Consider the following 15,180-nt stretch of genomic DNA (forward strand, 5'->3'; position numbering starts at 1 on the left):
ACTCGCCGAGCAACTTGCCGAATAGTCGGCCAGGGAGGCGGCCGGACAGGTCCGGCGGGCTCGACCACGACGCCGGGCCCAGACCCCCGCCCGCTTCCCGGCCCCATCCCCTCGGCCCCATCCCCCCAGCCCCATCCTTCCTTCGGCCCGGAGGTGCCCCGGTGGCAGCACCACTCGTCCCCCGCAGCGCACGGCGCCCGGACAGCGGCAGGCGCCGTCAACACGGCGCCGCGGCCCTGCTCATCGGACCGTTCGTCCTGCTCTTCCTCGCCGTCATGGTCCTGCCCATCGGGTACGCGGCCTACCTGAGCCTCTTCCGCGAACAGTCCTCCGGCCTCGGCTTCGGCGGCACACAGACCGTCTTCAGCGGCGTCGACAACTACGTCCGGGCCCTGACCGCACCCGCCCTCCGGGCGGGCTTCCTGCACATCGCCGCGTACTGCGCGGTCTACATCCCGATCATGATCGGCGGGGCCCTCGTCCTCGCCCTGCTCATCGACTCGGCCCTGGCCCGCGCCAAACGGTTCTTCCAGCTCGCCGTGTTCCTGCCGCACGCGGTACCCGGCCTGATCGCCGCCATCATCTGGGTGTTCCTCTACACCCCGGGCCTCAGCCCCGTCCACGAGCTCCTCCACCGGGCCGGTGCCACGGTCGACTTCTTCGGCGACGACGCGATCCTCTTCTCGATGGTCAACGCCACCACCTGGCAGTGGATCGGCTACAACATGGTGATCTTCTACGCCGCCCTGCAGGCCATTCCCCGCGAGACGCTGGAGGCCGCCACCGTCGACGGCTCCGGCGCCGTCCGCACCGCACTGTCCGTCAAACTCCCCATGATCCGCTCCTCGGTGGTCCTCACCACGCTCTTCACCTGCATCGGTGCCGTCCAGCTGTTCACCGAGCCGGAGACCTTCCGCTACGACGCCACCGGCCTGTCGCCCGAGTGGTCCCCGACGATGTTCATCTACCAGGCAGCCTTCTCCAAGCACGACTACGGGATCGCCGCCGCGGCCTCGCTCATCCTGGCCCTGCTCGGCGCCCTGATCTCCTTCGTCGTCACGAGGCTCGGAAACCGGTGGAAGGAAGCATGAGCACGCTCACCGTGGACAAGACCACGCGGCAGGCGCCCGACAGCACACCGCGCCACCCCGGCCCGCGCCGGGCCCGCCCGCGCACCGGCGGCCGGATCCTCGCCTCGAAAGCCGCGGTCAACGGCCTCCTCGTCCTGGTCGCCCTCTACACCCTGATGCCGCTCACGTGGCTGCTGCTCGCCGCGACCAAGAACAACGCCGACCTGTTCGGCAGGCCCGGCTTCGGCCTCGGCGACTTCAACCTGTTCACCAACCTCGGCGACCTCTTCACGTACAACGACGGCATCTTCGGCCGCTGGCTCCTCAACAGCTTCGTCTACTCCGTCCTCGGCTCCCTCGCCTCGACCCTGCTGAGCCTCGGCGCGGGCTACGCCTTCGACTCGTACGACTTCCCGGGCAAGGAGAAGCTCTACGGCTTCCTCCTCCTCGGCCTGCTCGTCCCGGCCACCGTCATCTCCCTGCCCATGTACCTGCTCGCCTCCAAGGCGGGCCTCGTCAACAGCTACTGGGCCGTCCTCGTCCCCGGCCTGGTCAGCCCCTTCGGCGTCTACCTCTCGCGGATCTTCTCCGAGGGCTACGTCCCGGGCGAGACACTGGAGGCCGCCCGTGTGGACGGCGCCGGCGAACTGCGCATCTTCGGCTCCGTCGCCCTGCCGATGCTCGCGCCCGCCTTCGTCACCGTCTTCCTCTTCGCCTTCACCAGCAGCTGGAACAACTTCTTCCTCCCGCTGGTCATGCTCAACGACCACGAGCTGTACCCCGTGGGACTGGGCCTGTTCAACTGGAACGCCACGCTGACCCAGTACCCCGAGCAGTACGCCCTGCTCATCACCGGCTCCCTGGTCTCCGTCCTGCCGCTCGCCGCGGCCTTCCTCTGCCTCCAGCGCTTCTGGCGCTCGGGCCTGACCGCGGGGGCGGTGAAGTGACCACGACGACCCGCGTGCCCGTACGCGCAACCCGGCCCCCGGCCGCGGCCGGACGGCCGCGCACCCTCCTGGCCATGGGACCCGCCATCCACCGCGCCCTCCTCGACACCGCCGCGCTCGACCGGCTGCCCCGCGTCGCGGACACCGACACCGCGCTGCTCGTCACCGACTACCGGGCCGCCGACCCGCAGCTGCTCGCCCGTACCGAAGTCCTCTTCACCCACTGGGGTTCCCCGCTGCTCGACGAGGACGCGCTGCGCCGGCTGCCCGCGCTCAAGGCCGTCGTCCACGCCGCCGGTTCCGTCAAGCACCACGTCACGCCGGCCGTCTGGGAGCGGGGCATCACCGTCTCCTCCGCCGCGGCCGCCAACGCCCTGCCCGTCGCCGAGTTCACCCTCGCCGCGATCCTGTTCGCGAACAAGCGGGTCCTGGAGAGCTCCCGGCGCTACCGCCACGAGCGGTCGGCGTACGAACTCCTGCCCTACTACACGGGACACGGCAACTACCGGCGCACCGTGGGCATCGTCGGCGCCTCCCGGATCGGCCGCCGCGTCATCGAACTGCTGCGCCCCTTCGACCTCGACGTCCTGCTCTACGACCCGTACGTGGACCCGGACGAGGCCACCGCCCTCGGCGTGCGGCCGCTCCCGCTGGACGAACTCGTCTCCCTCAGCGACGTGGTCTCCATCCACGCGCCCGCGATTCCCGAGACCCGGCGCATGTTCGGCGCGAGGCTGCTCCGGCGGCTCCCGGACGGGGCGACCCTCATCAACACCGCGCGCGGCTCACTCGTCGACACCGAGGCCCTCGTCGCCGAGCTCGAGAGCGGCCGCATCCACGCCGTCATCGACGTCACCGACCCCGAGGAACTCCCGGCCGACTCACCCCTCTACACCCTGCCCAACGTGCTCCTCACCCCGCACATCGCGGGCTCGCTCGGCAACGAGCTGACCCGCATGGCGCACTGGGCGATCGACGAGGTGGAGCGCTACGCCCACGGGCAGCCCTTCGCCCACGGCATCGGCCCGGACGAACTGTCCCGTTCCGCCTGAGGAGCCCGGATGACCCCCGACACCGCCTACGTCGAGGACCGCGCCCCGGGCAGCGGCCGGCTCGCACCCCGGGCGGCCCTCCACTCGGACGCCCCGGGCCTCGAACTCGACGGGCCCTGGCGCTTCCGCCTCGCCGCCGGACTCCACGACCTCAGCGCCGGCTTCGAGGCCCCCGGCTTCGACGACCGCGGCTGGGAGGAGCTGCCCGTGCCCTCCTGCTGGCAGATGCACGGCTTCGGAGCGCCCGCCTACACCAATGTCACCTACCCCTTCCCCGTGGACCCGCCCCACGTCCCCGACGAGAACCCGACCGGGGAGTACCGGCGCGCGTTCACCCTCCCCGAAGCCTGGCCGGCCGGCCGCACCGTCCTGCGGTTCGAGGGCGTCGACTCCTGCTTCGCTGTCTGGCTGGGCGGACAGCGGCTCGGCGACGGCAAGGGCAGCCGCCTGCCCACGGAGTTCGACGCCACCGGCGCGCTCCGCCCCGGGCGCAACGTGCTGGCCGTCCGGGTCCACCAGTGGTCCGCCGGCAGCTACCTGGAGGACCAGGACATGTGGTGGCTGTCCGGGATCTTCCGCCCGGTACGCCTCCTCGCCCGGCCCGAACGGCCCCTGGACGACGTCTTCGTGCACGCGGACTACGACCACACCACCGGCCGGGGCACCCTCGCCGTGGACACCTCGGGCGCCCCGGCCCGCCTCGACGTCCCGGCGCTCGGCCTGCGCGGCGCCGACCCGTGCGGACCGCACACCTTTCCCGCCGTCGTCCCCTGGACCGCCGAACAGCCGCACCTCTACGACGGCGAACTCGTCACCGCCGGCGAACGCGTCCGGATCCGCATCGGCTTCCGCACGGTCGCCGTCCAGGACGGCCGGCTGGTCGTCAACGGCCGCCCGCTGCTCCTGCGCGGGGTCAACCGCCACGAATGGGACCCGGAGAGCGGCCGCACCCTCACGTGCGCGACCATGCGCCGCGACGTCCTGCTGATGAAACAGCACAACATCAACGCCGTCCGTACCAGCCACTACCCGCCCAGCGCCGAGTTCCTCGACCTGTGCGACGAACTCGGGCTCTGGGTCGTCGACGAATGCGACCTGGAGACACACGGCTTTGAACCCCTCGGCTGGCGAGCCAACCCCAGCGACGACCCGCGCTGGCAGGAGGCGTACCTCGACCGGATGCGCCGCACGGTCGAGCGCGACAAGAACCACCCCAGCGTCATCCTGTGGTCCCTCGGCAACGAGAGCGGCACCGGCCGCAACCTCGCCGCCATGGCCGAGTGGACGCGGCGCCGGGACCCCTCCCGGCTCCTGCACTACGAAGGGGACGCGAACAGCGGGTACGTGGACGTCCACAGCCGGATGTACGCCGACCACGCCGAGACCGAGCTGATCGGCCGCGGCGAGGAGCCGGCCACCACGGACCCGGCGCTCGACGCGCACCGCCGCGCCCTGCCCTTCATCCTCTGCGAGTACGCGCACGCCATGGGCAACGGACCCGGCGGACTGGCCGAGTACCAGCGCCTCTTCGAGCGGTACCCGCGCCTGCACGGCGGCTTCGTGTGGGAATGGATCGACCACGGCATCGCCCGGCGCACCGGCGACGGCCGCACGTACTTCGCGTACGGGGGCGACTTCGGCGAGCCCGTCCACGACGGCAACTTCGTCGCCGACGGCCTCCTCTTCCCCGACCGCACACCCTCCCCGGGCCTGGCCGAGTACAAGAAGGTGATCGAGCCGGTCGCGATCGACCTGGACCCGGCGGGGGAGAGCGTCCTGATCCGCAACGGGTACGACTTCCGCGACACCGCGCACCTGCGCTTCGACTGGCGGGCCGAGGACGAGGGCGAACCGCTCGCACAGGGGATGCTGGAGGTCCCCGTACTGCGACCCGGCGAGCACACCCTCCTCCCGTGGCCCGCGCTGCCGCCCGCGAAGGGCGGCGAACGGGTCCTCACCGTCACCGCCCGGCTCGCCCGGGAGGAGCCCTGGGCCGAAGCGGGCCACGACATCGCCTGGGGCCAGGCCGTACGGGCCCCCGGGCCGCCGCCGCGCAGGCGCGCACCCCTGTCACGGCAGGGCGACGGGCTGCTGCTCGGCCCCGGCCGGTTCGACGCCGCCACCGGAATGCTCCGGTCCGTCGGCGGCCTCCCGCTCGACCACCCCGTCCTCGACCTGTGGCGCGCCCCCACGGACAACGACCGGCTGGGCGACCGCTCGGGCATCCTGCACGCCCTGGGACCGCACCGGCTCACGGCCAGGGTGACCGGGCTGGAGACCTCCGGCGACAGCCTGACCGTGACCACGAGGGTGGCGCCCGCGGGCACGGACGCCGCGATGCGCACCACGTACCACTGGCAGACCGATGGCCCCACCCTGTGGCTCGACCTCACCGTCGTCCCGGAGGGCGACTGGGCCGGCCCGCTGCCGCGCATCGGCCTGCGCACCGCCCTGCCCGGCTGGATCGACACCGTGGACTGGTACGGACGCGGCCCGGGCGAGGCGTACCGCGACACGGCGGCCGCCGCGCGCGTCGGACGCCACCGCCGCACGGTCGACGCCTTGCAGACCCCGTACGTGCGCCCCCAGGAGAACGGCAACCGGCACCAGGTCCGCTGGGCCCGGCTGACCGGGGCGGGCGGCGGGCTGCTGGTCACCGGGGACCCCTGGTACGACCTCACCGTCCGCCGCTGGAGCGCCGCCGACCTCGCCGCGGCCCGGCACACCACGGACCTGACGCCGGGCGACCGGGTCCACGTGCACCTCGACGCCGCGCACCACGGGATCGGCTCGGCCTCGTGCGGCCCGGGCCCCCTTCCGGAGCACACGCTGCGTGCACGGCGGACGACGCTCCGGCTCGGTCTCGCGCCGCTGGCGCCTCCCGTCTGACGGGGGCGCCTCACGCCGCCCGGGAGCCGGAGGGACCGGGGCCGAAGTCGCGCTCGAACCCCTCGCGGAACCCGGGCCGCGCGACCGCCTCGTCGAAGGCGCGGGCGGCCCGGGCGAGAGCGGCCTCGTTCTCCTGGGCGGCGGTCAGTTCGGCCAGGTACGCGCGCAGGCTCAGTCCACGGGCCGCTGCGAGGGCGGCGAGCCGGTCGTGGACATCGGTGTCGACCTCGACTGTGGTGGTGTCAGCCATGGTCCGAGTATGCGCGGTCCGCGGCGGTGGCGGGGTGGTTACGGCTTCGGTTACGGGGCAGGCGCGCTGTGCGGCGGGAAGGCCCCGCTGTCCGCTCGACCGGAGGAGTTGTTTTCGCGTGACTGAGCACGTGTGGAGCTACCGGCCGACCTCGGGCCATCTGGCCGGCACCGACCTGACCGGCTGGAAGGTCGAGGCCACGGACGGCACCATCGGCAAGGTCGACAAGCACAACGAGGAGGTGGGCGACGCCTACCTGGTGGTCGACACCGGTGTCTGGATCTTCGGGAAGGAAGTCCTCATCCCGGCCGGCGCCGTGACAGAGGTCGACCTGGTGAACGAGACGGTCCACGTGGACGCCACCAAGGAACAGATCAAGGCCTCCCCGGAGTTCCACCGGGAGAAGCACCTCGGTGACACGGGCTACCGCGACGAGCTGTCCACGTACTACGGCATCGGAGGCCCGTTCGGCGGCCCGTTCAGCGGTCCGTTCGGCGGTGACCACCGCGCCTGACACCCCGGCCGCACCGCCTTTGCGGACACGGCCGGGACGCCGGCACGGGGATCAGCGGCGGATCCGGAGCGTCACAGGGAGCACGTGTTGACGGTGTCGCTCCCGGCCGGGGCCGAGGGAACCGTGCGGCTCGGCGGCGGGGTGGCGCCGCCGTTCCGTGCCGTCCACGCGGCCAGGGCGTCGAAGCCCGTCTTCAGACACGGCGACATCGGCCGGACCAGGGACGGGAACGCCTTGTACAGGCCGTCGGAGTGGGTGCCGTCGGTGACCCGGTAGTAGCGGTGCAGGCCGCCGCGCCCGGAGTCCTCGACCATCTTCGCGTAGACGTCACCGCTCCTGGTGATCGGCAGCAGGGTGTCGAGCGTGCCCTGGAGGGTGATCAGGGGCTTGCCGATGCGGCCGGTCAGCGACAGCCGCTCCACCGTCCGGTGCACGCGCCGAGGCCGGTCGGCGTAGACGTAGTCCGTGTCGCAGCCCTGCTGAACATCCGCCGGGCAGAAGGGAGTTCCGGCCTCCCGGTCGCCGTCGTACCCCGGGTCGATCTCCTCGCGCATGACGCGCTGGAGCGAATCCCACTGGTTCTTGTAGTGGAACTCCCACATCGGCTCGGACGCGGCCGGATACCCGGCGGCCACCATCTCCTCGAAGGCGCCCGGTTCCCCGGCGCGATAGCGCGGATAGGCGCGCAGCGCGGCGGGAGCGGTGTCCAGGATGTTGGGGCTGTCGGGCGTGAACAGCAGGCCGTGCAGCTCGATTCCGCCCGTGTACAGCTCGGGACGGTTCTCCAGCTGCCACCGCACCAGGTAGCCGCCGGCCGAGGCGCCCGCCACGTAGGTGGCGGACGGCAACCGGCCGTAGTGCCGCGAGACGGTGCGCTTGGCGGCCACCGTCAACTGGGCCACCCGGTCGTGCCATTCGGCGACGGCGTCGCCTGGGCGCCGCCCGTCCGTGTAGATCTGCGCACCTGTGTTCCCCTTGTCGGTGGCCGCGTACGCGTAGCCCCGCGCGAGCACGTGGTCCGAGATCAGGCGGTCGTTGGCGTACTGCTCGCGCACCCCGGGCGGACCGGCGACGACCAGACCGCCGTTCCAGTGGTCGGGGAGCCGGATCACGAACTGACTGTCGTGGTTCCAGCCGTGGTTGGTGTTGGTGGTCGAGGAGTCGGGGAAGTAGCCGTCGAGCTGTATCCCCTCGACCCCCGACGGGTTGACCGTGCCGGGCGCTTCGAGCCCGGCCCAGTCGGCCGGGTCGGTGTGCCCGGAGGCCACCGTCCCGGCCGTGGTCAGGTCGGCCAGGCAGGCACCGGTCACACGCTCGGCGCCCGGGACCCGCACCGTGCACGAGGAGGACCCGGGCGTCGCGCTCGCACTGGTCGGGGCCAGCGTCGCGGCCAACAGCGCCGCGGCGACGGCGGCGACCGGTCGTACCGTTCTCATCAGAGGCATTCCTGTCCGCTCATGTGGATTCATCTGGATCGGTTTGCGGGGAGCCGAAGTCCCGCGGTCCGGCCCCCCGAGGCTAGGAAGACCCGGGCGGCGGGCCCCAGATGCCGAGCGGCCACACCGCCCCGGCACGCCCGTCCGAACGGCACATGACCTTCGGCCAAGGTCCGTCACGACCTCCCCCGACAGCGGTCGCGCTGCCCCGTCCGCGCGTATCGTTCGGCGCAGTCCGCACCCCACGAGAGGGACCTCATGACCGCGCCGCCGACCCCGTCCGGCGGGCCCCCGCGCCCGCTGCCGTGGCTGCCGCCCCTCGTCTACGGGGTCGTCCTGGCCGGCGGGCTCTACGCGGGCGCCGTGGCGCCCGGCCCCGCCGAACTGCCCGTGCTCGGCGGATTCACCGCCTGTCTGGCGCTCCTCGCCGCCCTCGACGGGGGCGAGCGGCGCCGCTACCCGCGGCGTACGCCGGTCCGCCCGGCCCTGGTGCTGCTCCTCGCCCGTCTCGCGCTCTTCGCCGCCGCCGCGGGCCTGGACCCGTCCGGTGTGTCGCGGGCGCTGTTCGTGCTGGTGCCGCTGACCGCGTACTTCGCCTTCGGCCGCCGGGCCGCGGTCGCCCTCGGCGTGGCGTGCGTCGCGGTGATCCTGGCGGGGAACACCCTGTGGGTCCCCGAGTGGTACTTCCGGCCCGGCACCGTCACCGACCTGCTGATGTCCGGGCTCGGCCTCGTACTGGCCGTCTCGACGGCCGCGGTGGCCATGGGCGAGCAGGAGGCACGCCTGCGGCTCGAACACACCCTGGAGGAACTGCGCGACTCGCACACGCAGCTGACCGAGTACGCCGCCCGCGTCGCCCAGCTCTCCACGGCGCGGGAACGCAACAGGCTCGCCCGCGAGTTCCACGACGGCCTCGGCCACCACCTCACGGCGATAGCCATCCAGCTGGAGAAGGCCTCCGCCTTCCAGACCACGGACACCGACGTCGCGCGGCAGGCCGTCGCCGACGCCCGCCGGTCCGCGAACCGCGCCCTCGACGAAGTCCGACAGTCCGTCAGGGCGATGCGCGACGAGGACGAACCCTTCTCACTGTCCACGGCCCTCGCCGACCTGGTGCACCACGTGGACGGCGGGCCGCCCTCGGTCACGCTCAGCCTCGCCGGAGACGAGCACGGCTACCGCGCCGAGGCACTCACGGCCCTGTACCGCGCGGCCCAGGAGGGAATCACGAACGCGCGCCGGCACGCCGACGCCACCCGCGTCGAGCTGTCGGCGGTGTACGGGGACCACGAGGCCCGGCTGGTCGTCGCCGACGACGGGCGCGGCTTCCCCGCCGACAGCAGTACGCGCCGGAGCGGATTCGGCCTCCGCGCGATGCGCGAACGGCTCGCCCTCCTCGGCGGCCGGGTCCAGGTCGAAGCCGCAGCTGGCCGCGGCACCGTGCTGACCGTGACGGTGCCCCGCACCGCCGAACCAGCCGCCGCGCCCGGACAGGAGGCGGTCCGATGACGGCGGAACCGGTGCGGGTCCTGGTCGTCGACGATCAGGAACTCGTACGCGAGGGAATCGCCTCCCTGCTCGCCATCCAGCCCGGAATCACCGTCGTCGGCGCCGTCCCGGACGGCCTCCAGGCCGTCGAGGCGGCGGTCGCCGACCGTCCCGACGTGGTCCTCATGGACGTCAGGATGCCCGTCATGGACGGGGTCACCGCCGTCGGCGTACTGGCCGGGCGCGCCCCCGACTGCCGGGTGATCATGCTGACGACCTTCGACGACGACGCGTACGTGGTCCAGGCGCTGGCGGCGGGCGCCGTCGGCTACCTCCTCAAGAACCTGCCCTCGGCCGAACTGGCCGCGGCCGTACGCCTGGCACACGCCGGAGTGGCACAGCTCGACCCGGCGGTGGCCCGCCGCCTGGCCGCCGGCCACGTCCGGCCGGTGTCCCCGGAGCCCGCGCCACACGTCCCGGAAGGTCCGGGGCCCGAAGTCCTGACCGCGCGCGAGACCGACGTACTGCGCCTGATCGCCACGGGTTCGACCAACCGCGAGATCGCGGGCCGCCTCTTCCTCAGCGAGGGCACGGTCAAGAACCACATCTCCCGGATGCTGTCCCGCCTGGGCCTGCGCGACCGCACGCACGCCGCCATCTACGCCCGCGACCACGGCCTCCTCTAGGTCGTGTCGGCCGTGGTCTGCCGGGCGGGTTCGAGCAGGTTCTCGCGCAGGGCGGCGACGAGGGTGTCGTCCACGCCGAGCAGATCTGCCGCGTAGTCCCGTACCGACCCGTGGTCGCGGGTCAGGGCCGCCAGGAACAGGCTCATCACCTCGGCGGGCGCCCGGCCGTATCCCGGCCAGGCGGGCTCCTGGCCGGGGTGGTCGGCCCGCCAGTCCGCGAGCAGCCGGTCGGTCGCGAGCCCGGTGAGGGCGAAGTCCTCGACGATGACGTCCTCGGGTACCCCCAGCAGGGCCAGGACCAGAGCCGCCAGCAGGCCGGTGCGGTCCTTGCCCGACGCGCAGTGGAAGGCCACCGGCCCGTCCTGGCCGGCGATCACCTCAAGGGCCGCGCGCAGTTCCACGACGCCGTCGTGGGCGACCTCCACGTACCGCTCGGCGAGGTACGGCCCGGTCTCGACCTCCGGGCCGAGGGACGGCTGATCGTAGGGCCGGTGCTCGATGCTCAGGTGGTGATAGGAGAGTGACGGGTGCTCGGGCACCCGCCCCTTCGCGTCGATCTCCCAGGAGTACCGCAGGTCGATGACCGCCTCGACCCCGAGTTCCAGGAAGCGTTCCCAGTCCGGGCCCCGCAGCTTGCCCAGGGAGTCGGAGCGGAACAGCCGCCCCCACCGCACCGTGTGCCCGCCGTCCGCGGTCGGATAGCCGCCCAGATCACGGTAGTTGTGCAGGCGCTCGAAGGATATGTGTCTGTCCACACGCGGACTCTATGCCGTGATCGCTCAGCCGGGCCAGCGTCCGCTGAGGAAGGTGACGGCGACCGTGGTGGCCAGCGGCGCGGCGGATGGGCCCGGTGCGCGGCCGTTCGCGGCCCCCACCCTCGGAGTGCCGTCACAGGCAGGCCGCCCGGATACGCGTCCGGGCGGCGGCTCTCGCTTTTCCCGGCAGACCGTGGGGGCTACAGCGCGCCCCGGTGGAGCCGCTCCAGGACGGACAGTTCCGCCTCGGAGAGGCGCAGCGCACCCGCGGCCACGTTGGCGGCCAGGTGATCCGGGTTGCCGGTGCCGGGAATGGTCAGTACGTGCGGACCGCGGTGCAGCGTCCACGCGATGCGCACCTGCGCCGCGCTCGCCCCGTGCGCCCGCGCCACCGCGAGCACCTCCTCGCTGTCGGGGGCGGTCACGCCCGCCTGGCCTCCGGAGCCCGCGATCGAGTAGAAGGGAACGAACGCCACGCCCAGCTCACCGCAGGTACGCACGAACTCGTCCTGCTCGGGCCGCACGCCGAGGCCGTACGGGTTCTGTACGCACACCACGGGCGCGATGGCCCTCGCCTCTTCGAGGTGTTCGGGAGTGACGTTGGAGATGCCCAGGTGGCGGATGAGCCCGGCCTCGCGCAGCCGCGCCAGCGCGCCGAAGCGTTCGGCGATCGAAGCGGTTCCGAGGACGCGCAGGTTCACCACGTCGAGGTGGTCGCGGCCGAGCTGGCGCAGGTTCTCCTCGACCTGGCCGCGCAGTTGCTCCGGGGTGGCGGCGTGGGCCGCCCACTCGCCGGACGGGTCCCGGGCCGGCCCGACCTTGGTGGTGATGACGAGGTCGTCCGGGTAGGGAGCCAGGGCCCGGTTGATCAGTTCGTTGGCGGAGCGCAGCGGGGAGAAGTAGAAGGCGGCGGTGTCGATGTGGTTCACGCCGAGTTCGACGGCGCGGCGCAGTACGCCGATGGCCCGGCCGCGGTCGCTCGGCTCGGCGTCGGTCCTGAACGCCTCGCCCTTCTGCGGCAGGCGCATCGTCCCGAATCCCATCCGGTTGATCTCCAGGTCGCCGAGCTTCCAACGACCCGATGCCGCTGCGGTGATCGTCTCTGAGGTCATGCCGGAATGATCGCCGCGAGGTAGGCTCGCCACCATTGATTCAGCTCCAACCGAATCCTCATGAGGTGGTCGCCCTGCAGGAGTTGGCCTTCTCGGCGAGCGACCTGGCCCAGACGCGGTTCGCCGTCTCGCCGATGTGGGAGGTCGGGACCAGCTTCCGGCTGCTGAGCTCCGGCTCCGCCCATCCCGTGCACCGGACCTGGGCCGAGCAGGTCCGGCCCAGGCTGGCGGCCGCCGGCCTCGACCGGGGCTGGCTCGCCGAACTGATCCCGCCCTCGGGCTACGTCGCCGACTTCCTCAACCCGGCCCCCGCCGGTCCGGCTCCCACGCTGGCGGGCGAGCTGGCCGGGATCCTGGTCGCTCCCGCCGCCCGGGTCCGACACGACCTCGATCGCCTGGGCCGCGACCAGGGACGTCAGGGACCCAGGTCGCGGAGCCTGTACGCCGACCCGGAGGCCCGCCTGCCCCGGGTCGTGGAAGAGATCGAGACGTACTGGGAGTTGGCGCTCGCCCCGTACTGGGCGCGCATCCGGTCGGTGCTCGACGCCGACCTCTTCCACCGGGCCCGGCAGGTCGCCGAGTACGGCACGGCCGGCCTGTTCAAGGACCTGCACCCCTCGTTGAGCTGGGACGCCGACGAACTCCGGCTGATCCGCCGCCGGTGGGCCATGTCCCGCAAGACCGCGGGGGCGGGGCTGTTGCTCATCCCGTCGGCGTTCACCGGACCCGGCGTGCTCACCCGGGTGAGCCTGCCGGAGCCTCCCCAGCTCGCCTACCCGGCGCGCGGGGTCGGCACCCTGTGGGAACCCCGGCCCGTCGCCAGGACCGACGCCGTCGCCGCCGTACTCGGCCGCTCCAGGACCGTACTGCTGACCGAACTGGAGAACCCGGCCTCCACCACCGAACTGGCGCACCGTACGGGGCTCTCCGCGGCCGGGGTGTCCCAGCACCTCACGGCGCTGCGCGCCGCGGGCCTGGTCACCGCCCACCGGGCGGGGCGCTCGGTGCTCTACGCCCGCACCTCGGTCGCGGAGTCCCTCCTCGCGGCCGCTCCGCCGTAGTTCAGGGCGACTCGTCGAGCACGGACAGCACGTTGCCCGCGGGGTCCTTGAACCAGGCGATCGACGGCATGCCTTCCCCCTGCTCCCTGACGATGCCCTTGGCGTCGTGGTCGAAGCCCGGATAGCGCTCGAAGGTCACGCCGACCGCCGTGAGGTCGTCGACGGTCTTCTCGACATCGGCCACCGGGAAGTTGAGGACGGTGAAGTCCGCCGCCCGGTGGTCGTCCTTGGGATACAGCAGAACGTTCCCGCCGCCCCCGAGGTGCAGGAAGAGCATGCCGTGCTCCTCCGAGACCCGCAGGCCGAGGATCCCGCCGTAGAACTCCTTGGCCTTTTTGACGTCGTCCACCGAGAACCCGCTGAATGCCTTGGTGTCCTGGAACATGATCACTCCTGTCCGTCGCAGGGTCCCTTTCCCATCCTCCTCCCGGCGGCGTCAGCCTGCCTCGGGGCCGAACCGGCACAGCACGTCCTGAAGGCTCTGCCCGGTCTCGTTGTCCCGGACGGCGGGGTCCAGTCCGGCGGCCAGCAGGGCGGCGATCCCGGGGGTGTCGCCGTGCCGTGCCCGCTCGAACACTTCCCGCCGGAGCGGTCGCAGGGCGCGCGGCAGCCGCCCGCGCCCCGAGGTCCACGCGCGCTGTACGGCGAAGCAACCGGAGACGGCGCCGCCGAAGGCCAGCATGGCCTGCTCGCGCTGCTGCTCCCGCGCACTGTGCGGGAGGCGGAGCTCCCCGTCGCGGAAGCCGACCACGTGCCACTCGCCCTGGCATCTGACCCGCACCGGCTCCAGGACGGCGGGCGGGCCGGGCGGCCCGCAGGCCGGGCCCGATGCCGGGAAGAGGGCGGCCGCCACCAGCGGGTGGAGCTCTTGCGGCGCGAGGCGCCCGCTGCGGACCACCTGGAGGTCGGGCAGCCGCCGCCACACGATCCCCGGGATCGTGGACAGTCCGGCGTTCCGGTGCGGCCCCTCGGCGCGGGCCCGGAGAGCGGCGTGCGGGCCGCGGCCGACCGGTTCGAGCAGGACGTCGCCGCGGTACGCACCCGGTATCCGGAACCGGTCGGCGACCCCCGCCGCGAGCAGACGCCGTACTTCCCGGACGGTCCGGGGCAGGTCCAGGGGGAGCGCCGCGATGGCGGCTTCCGGCTGCCCGGGGCCCCAGCCGGAGTTGAGCGGCACGGCGGTCGGATCGACGTCCACACCCGCGGCCGCGAAGGCGCCCACGACGTCCCCGCGGGCCTGGAGGACGGCGATCCACTCCTCCCGCGCGGCCTGATCGCTGGAGCCGGGGTCGGTGTCGGGCAGCTCCCGGGGCTCGAGCGGAGTGCCGTCCGTGCGGAAGAACGGGAGCCGTTGCCCGCCGCCCCCGCACCAGGCGCGGAGCTCCGGGGCGTGCCGGGCGTCCCAGAAGTGGCGGGCCGCGGTCCAGTCCTCCACGAGGTAGTCGGGCCGCAGGTCGGGGTGGTCGGCGGCGAGGAAGTCCAGGACCAGCCGCTGCGGAGCGTCCCACGCGCCAGGGGTGCGGGCGACCAGGTACGACGCCTGCGCATCCGCTCGGAACCAGCGCCTGCCGCCGCCGTGGCGGGCGAGGAGGACCACCCGGCGCGGAGCCAGCATCGTGCCCGCCGCGAGCATCCGGGGCAGGTGCCAGCGCAGCAGGTCGGGCGCCAGGTGCGCGAGGTCGCCCGCGACCGAGTCCCGTACGGCGGCGCCGTGCCGCGCCCCGATCCACGCCAGGTCGAGGGCGACGTCCACGGCCGCGACCGCGCAGGCCGCGCGCCAGTCACCGGCCAGCCGGGCCTCGGTCGCGCCCTCGATCATCCAGCGCGGCACGGCGAAGCGCCGCACCCGGTGCCACAGGGCGACCTCCTCGACGGGGAGCCCGCCCACCAGCGGTTTTCTGCTCACAGGTCATCACCATC

At 73.0% G+C, this 15,180-nt stretch carries 14 protein-coding genes; 8 read left to right on the plus strand and 6 right to left on the minus strand.

From position 1 onward, the window contains the following. Positions 1-242 precede the first annotated feature (242 nt). The 4 genes from ACGFYQ_RS12715 (at position 243) to ACGFYQ_RS12730 (ending at position 5,958) form a co-directional block, all read left to right on the plus strand. The gene (locus ACGFYQ_RS12715) at positions 243-1,091 is read left to right on the plus strand and encodes a carbohydrate ABC transporter permease (protein WP_393743289.1); all 849 of its coding nucleotides are present in this window, start codon (positions 243-245) and stop codon (positions 1,089-1,091) included. After that, on the plus strand, positions 1,088-2,017 hold the full coding sequence (locus ACGFYQ_RS12720; RefSeq protein WP_393742905.1) for a carbohydrate ABC transporter permease: 930 nt from the start codon (positions 1,088-1,090) through the stop codon (positions 2,015-2,017). Before ACGFYQ_RS12715 ends, ACGFYQ_RS12720 begins: the two co-directional genes overlap by 4 nt. Positions 2,018-2,091: 74 nt before the next feature. Then, positions 2,092-3,069 (plus strand): hydroxyacid dehydrogenase, encoded by a 978-nt coding sequence (locus tag ACGFYQ_RS12725; protein WP_393743291.1) that lies wholly within the window; start codon positions 2,092-2,094, stop codon positions 3,067-3,069. Positions 3,070-3,078: 9 nt separating this feature from the next. Next, positions 3,079-5,958 carry a glycoside hydrolase family 2 TIM barrel-domain containing protein gene (locus ACGFYQ_RS12730; protein ID WP_393742906.1) on the plus strand — a complete coding sequence of 960 codons (2,880 nt, stop codon included), beginning with the start codon at positions 3,079-3,081 and terminating at the stop codon, positions 5,956-5,958. Positions 5,959-5,968: 10 nt separating this feature from the next. On the opposite strand, the gene ACGFYQ_RS12735 is transcribed toward ACGFYQ_RS12730, so the two are convergent. Beyond that, positions 5,969-6,208 carry an antitoxin MazE7 gene (locus ACGFYQ_RS12735; protein WP_393742908.1) on the minus strand — a complete coding sequence of 80 codons (240 nt, stop codon included), beginning with the start codon at positions 6,206-6,208 and terminating at the stop codon, positions 5,969-5,971. Between the two features lie 118 nt (positions 6,209-6,326). Here ACGFYQ_RS12735 and ACGFYQ_RS12740 point away from each other — a divergent pair, with 118 nt between their 5' ends. Next, positions 6,327-6,722 (plus strand): PRC-barrel domain-containing protein, encoded by a 396-nt coding sequence (locus ACGFYQ_RS12740; protein ID WP_393742910.1) that lies wholly within the window; start codon positions 6,327-6,329, stop codon positions 6,720-6,722. A gap of 71 nt (positions 6,723-6,793) precedes the next feature. On the opposite strand, the gene ACGFYQ_RS12745 is transcribed toward ACGFYQ_RS12740, so the two are convergent. Next, complete coding sequence (locus ACGFYQ_RS12745; protein WP_393742912.1) at positions 6,794-8,158, minus strand: tannase/feruloyl esterase family alpha/beta hydrolase; 1,365 nt, start codon at positions 8,156-8,158, stop codon at positions 6,794-6,796. A gap of 258 nt (positions 8,159-8,416) precedes the next feature. Between ACGFYQ_RS12745 and ACGFYQ_RS12750 the strand changes: the two genes are divergently transcribed. Both ACGFYQ_RS12750 and ACGFYQ_RS12755 read left to right on the plus strand, forming a co-directional pair. Continuing rightward, a complete protein-coding gene (locus ACGFYQ_RS12750; RefSeq protein ID WP_393742914.1) occupies positions 8,417-9,667 on the plus strand; it encodes a sensor histidine kinase in 1,251 nt (416 codons plus the stop codon). After that, entirely contained in the window at positions 9,664-10,332 is a 669-nt protein-coding gene (locus ACGFYQ_RS12755; protein WP_393742916.1) for a response regulator, read from the plus strand. Before ACGFYQ_RS12750 ends, ACGFYQ_RS12755 begins: the two co-directional genes overlap by 4 nt. Here ACGFYQ_RS12755 and ACGFYQ_RS12760 read toward each other — a convergent pair. Next, entirely contained in the window at positions 10,329-11,087 is a 759-nt protein-coding gene (locus ACGFYQ_RS12760) for a tyrosine-protein phosphatase (protein ID WP_393742918.1), read from the minus strand. The two genes, ACGFYQ_RS12755 and ACGFYQ_RS12760, sit on opposite strands and share 4 nt — an antisense overlap. 200 nt (positions 11,088-11,287) lie before the next feature. Beyond that, entirely contained in the window at positions 11,288-12,199 is a 912-nt protein-coding gene (locus tag ACGFYQ_RS12765; RefSeq protein ID WP_393742920.1) for an aldo/keto reductase, read from the minus strand. 65 nt (positions 12,200-12,264) lie between these two features. On the opposite strand from ACGFYQ_RS12765, the gene ACGFYQ_RS12770 reads away from it, so the two are divergent. Continuing rightward, positions 12,265-13,260: a DUF5937 family protein gene (locus ACGFYQ_RS12770; RefSeq protein ID WP_393742922.1), complete on the plus strand. Its 996-nt coding sequence runs from the start codon at positions 12,265-12,267 to the stop codon at positions 13,258-13,260. A 1-nt stretch (position 13,261) separates the two neighbouring features. Here ACGFYQ_RS12770 and ACGFYQ_RS12775 read toward each other — a convergent pair whose 3' ends face one another. Both ACGFYQ_RS12775 and ACGFYQ_RS12780 read right to left on the minus strand, forming a co-directional pair. Next, positions 13,262-13,645 carry a VOC family protein gene (locus ACGFYQ_RS12775; protein ID WP_393742924.1) on the minus strand — a complete coding sequence of 128 codons (384 nt, stop codon included), beginning with the start codon at positions 13,643-13,645 and terminating at the stop codon, positions 13,262-13,264. 51 nt (positions 13,646-13,696) lie between these two features. After that, positions 13,697-15,166 (minus strand): ankyrin repeat domain-containing protein, encoded by a 1,470-nt coding sequence (locus ACGFYQ_RS12780; RefSeq protein WP_393742926.1) that lies wholly within the window; start codon positions 15,164-15,166, stop codon positions 13,697-13,699. Positions 15,167-15,180: the final 14 nt, after the last annotated feature.

It is taken from the genome of Streptomyces sp. NPDC048258 (assembly GCF_043201995.1).
Classification (GTDB): Bacteria; Actinomycetota; Actinomycetes; order Streptomycetales; family Streptomycetaceae; genus Streptomyces.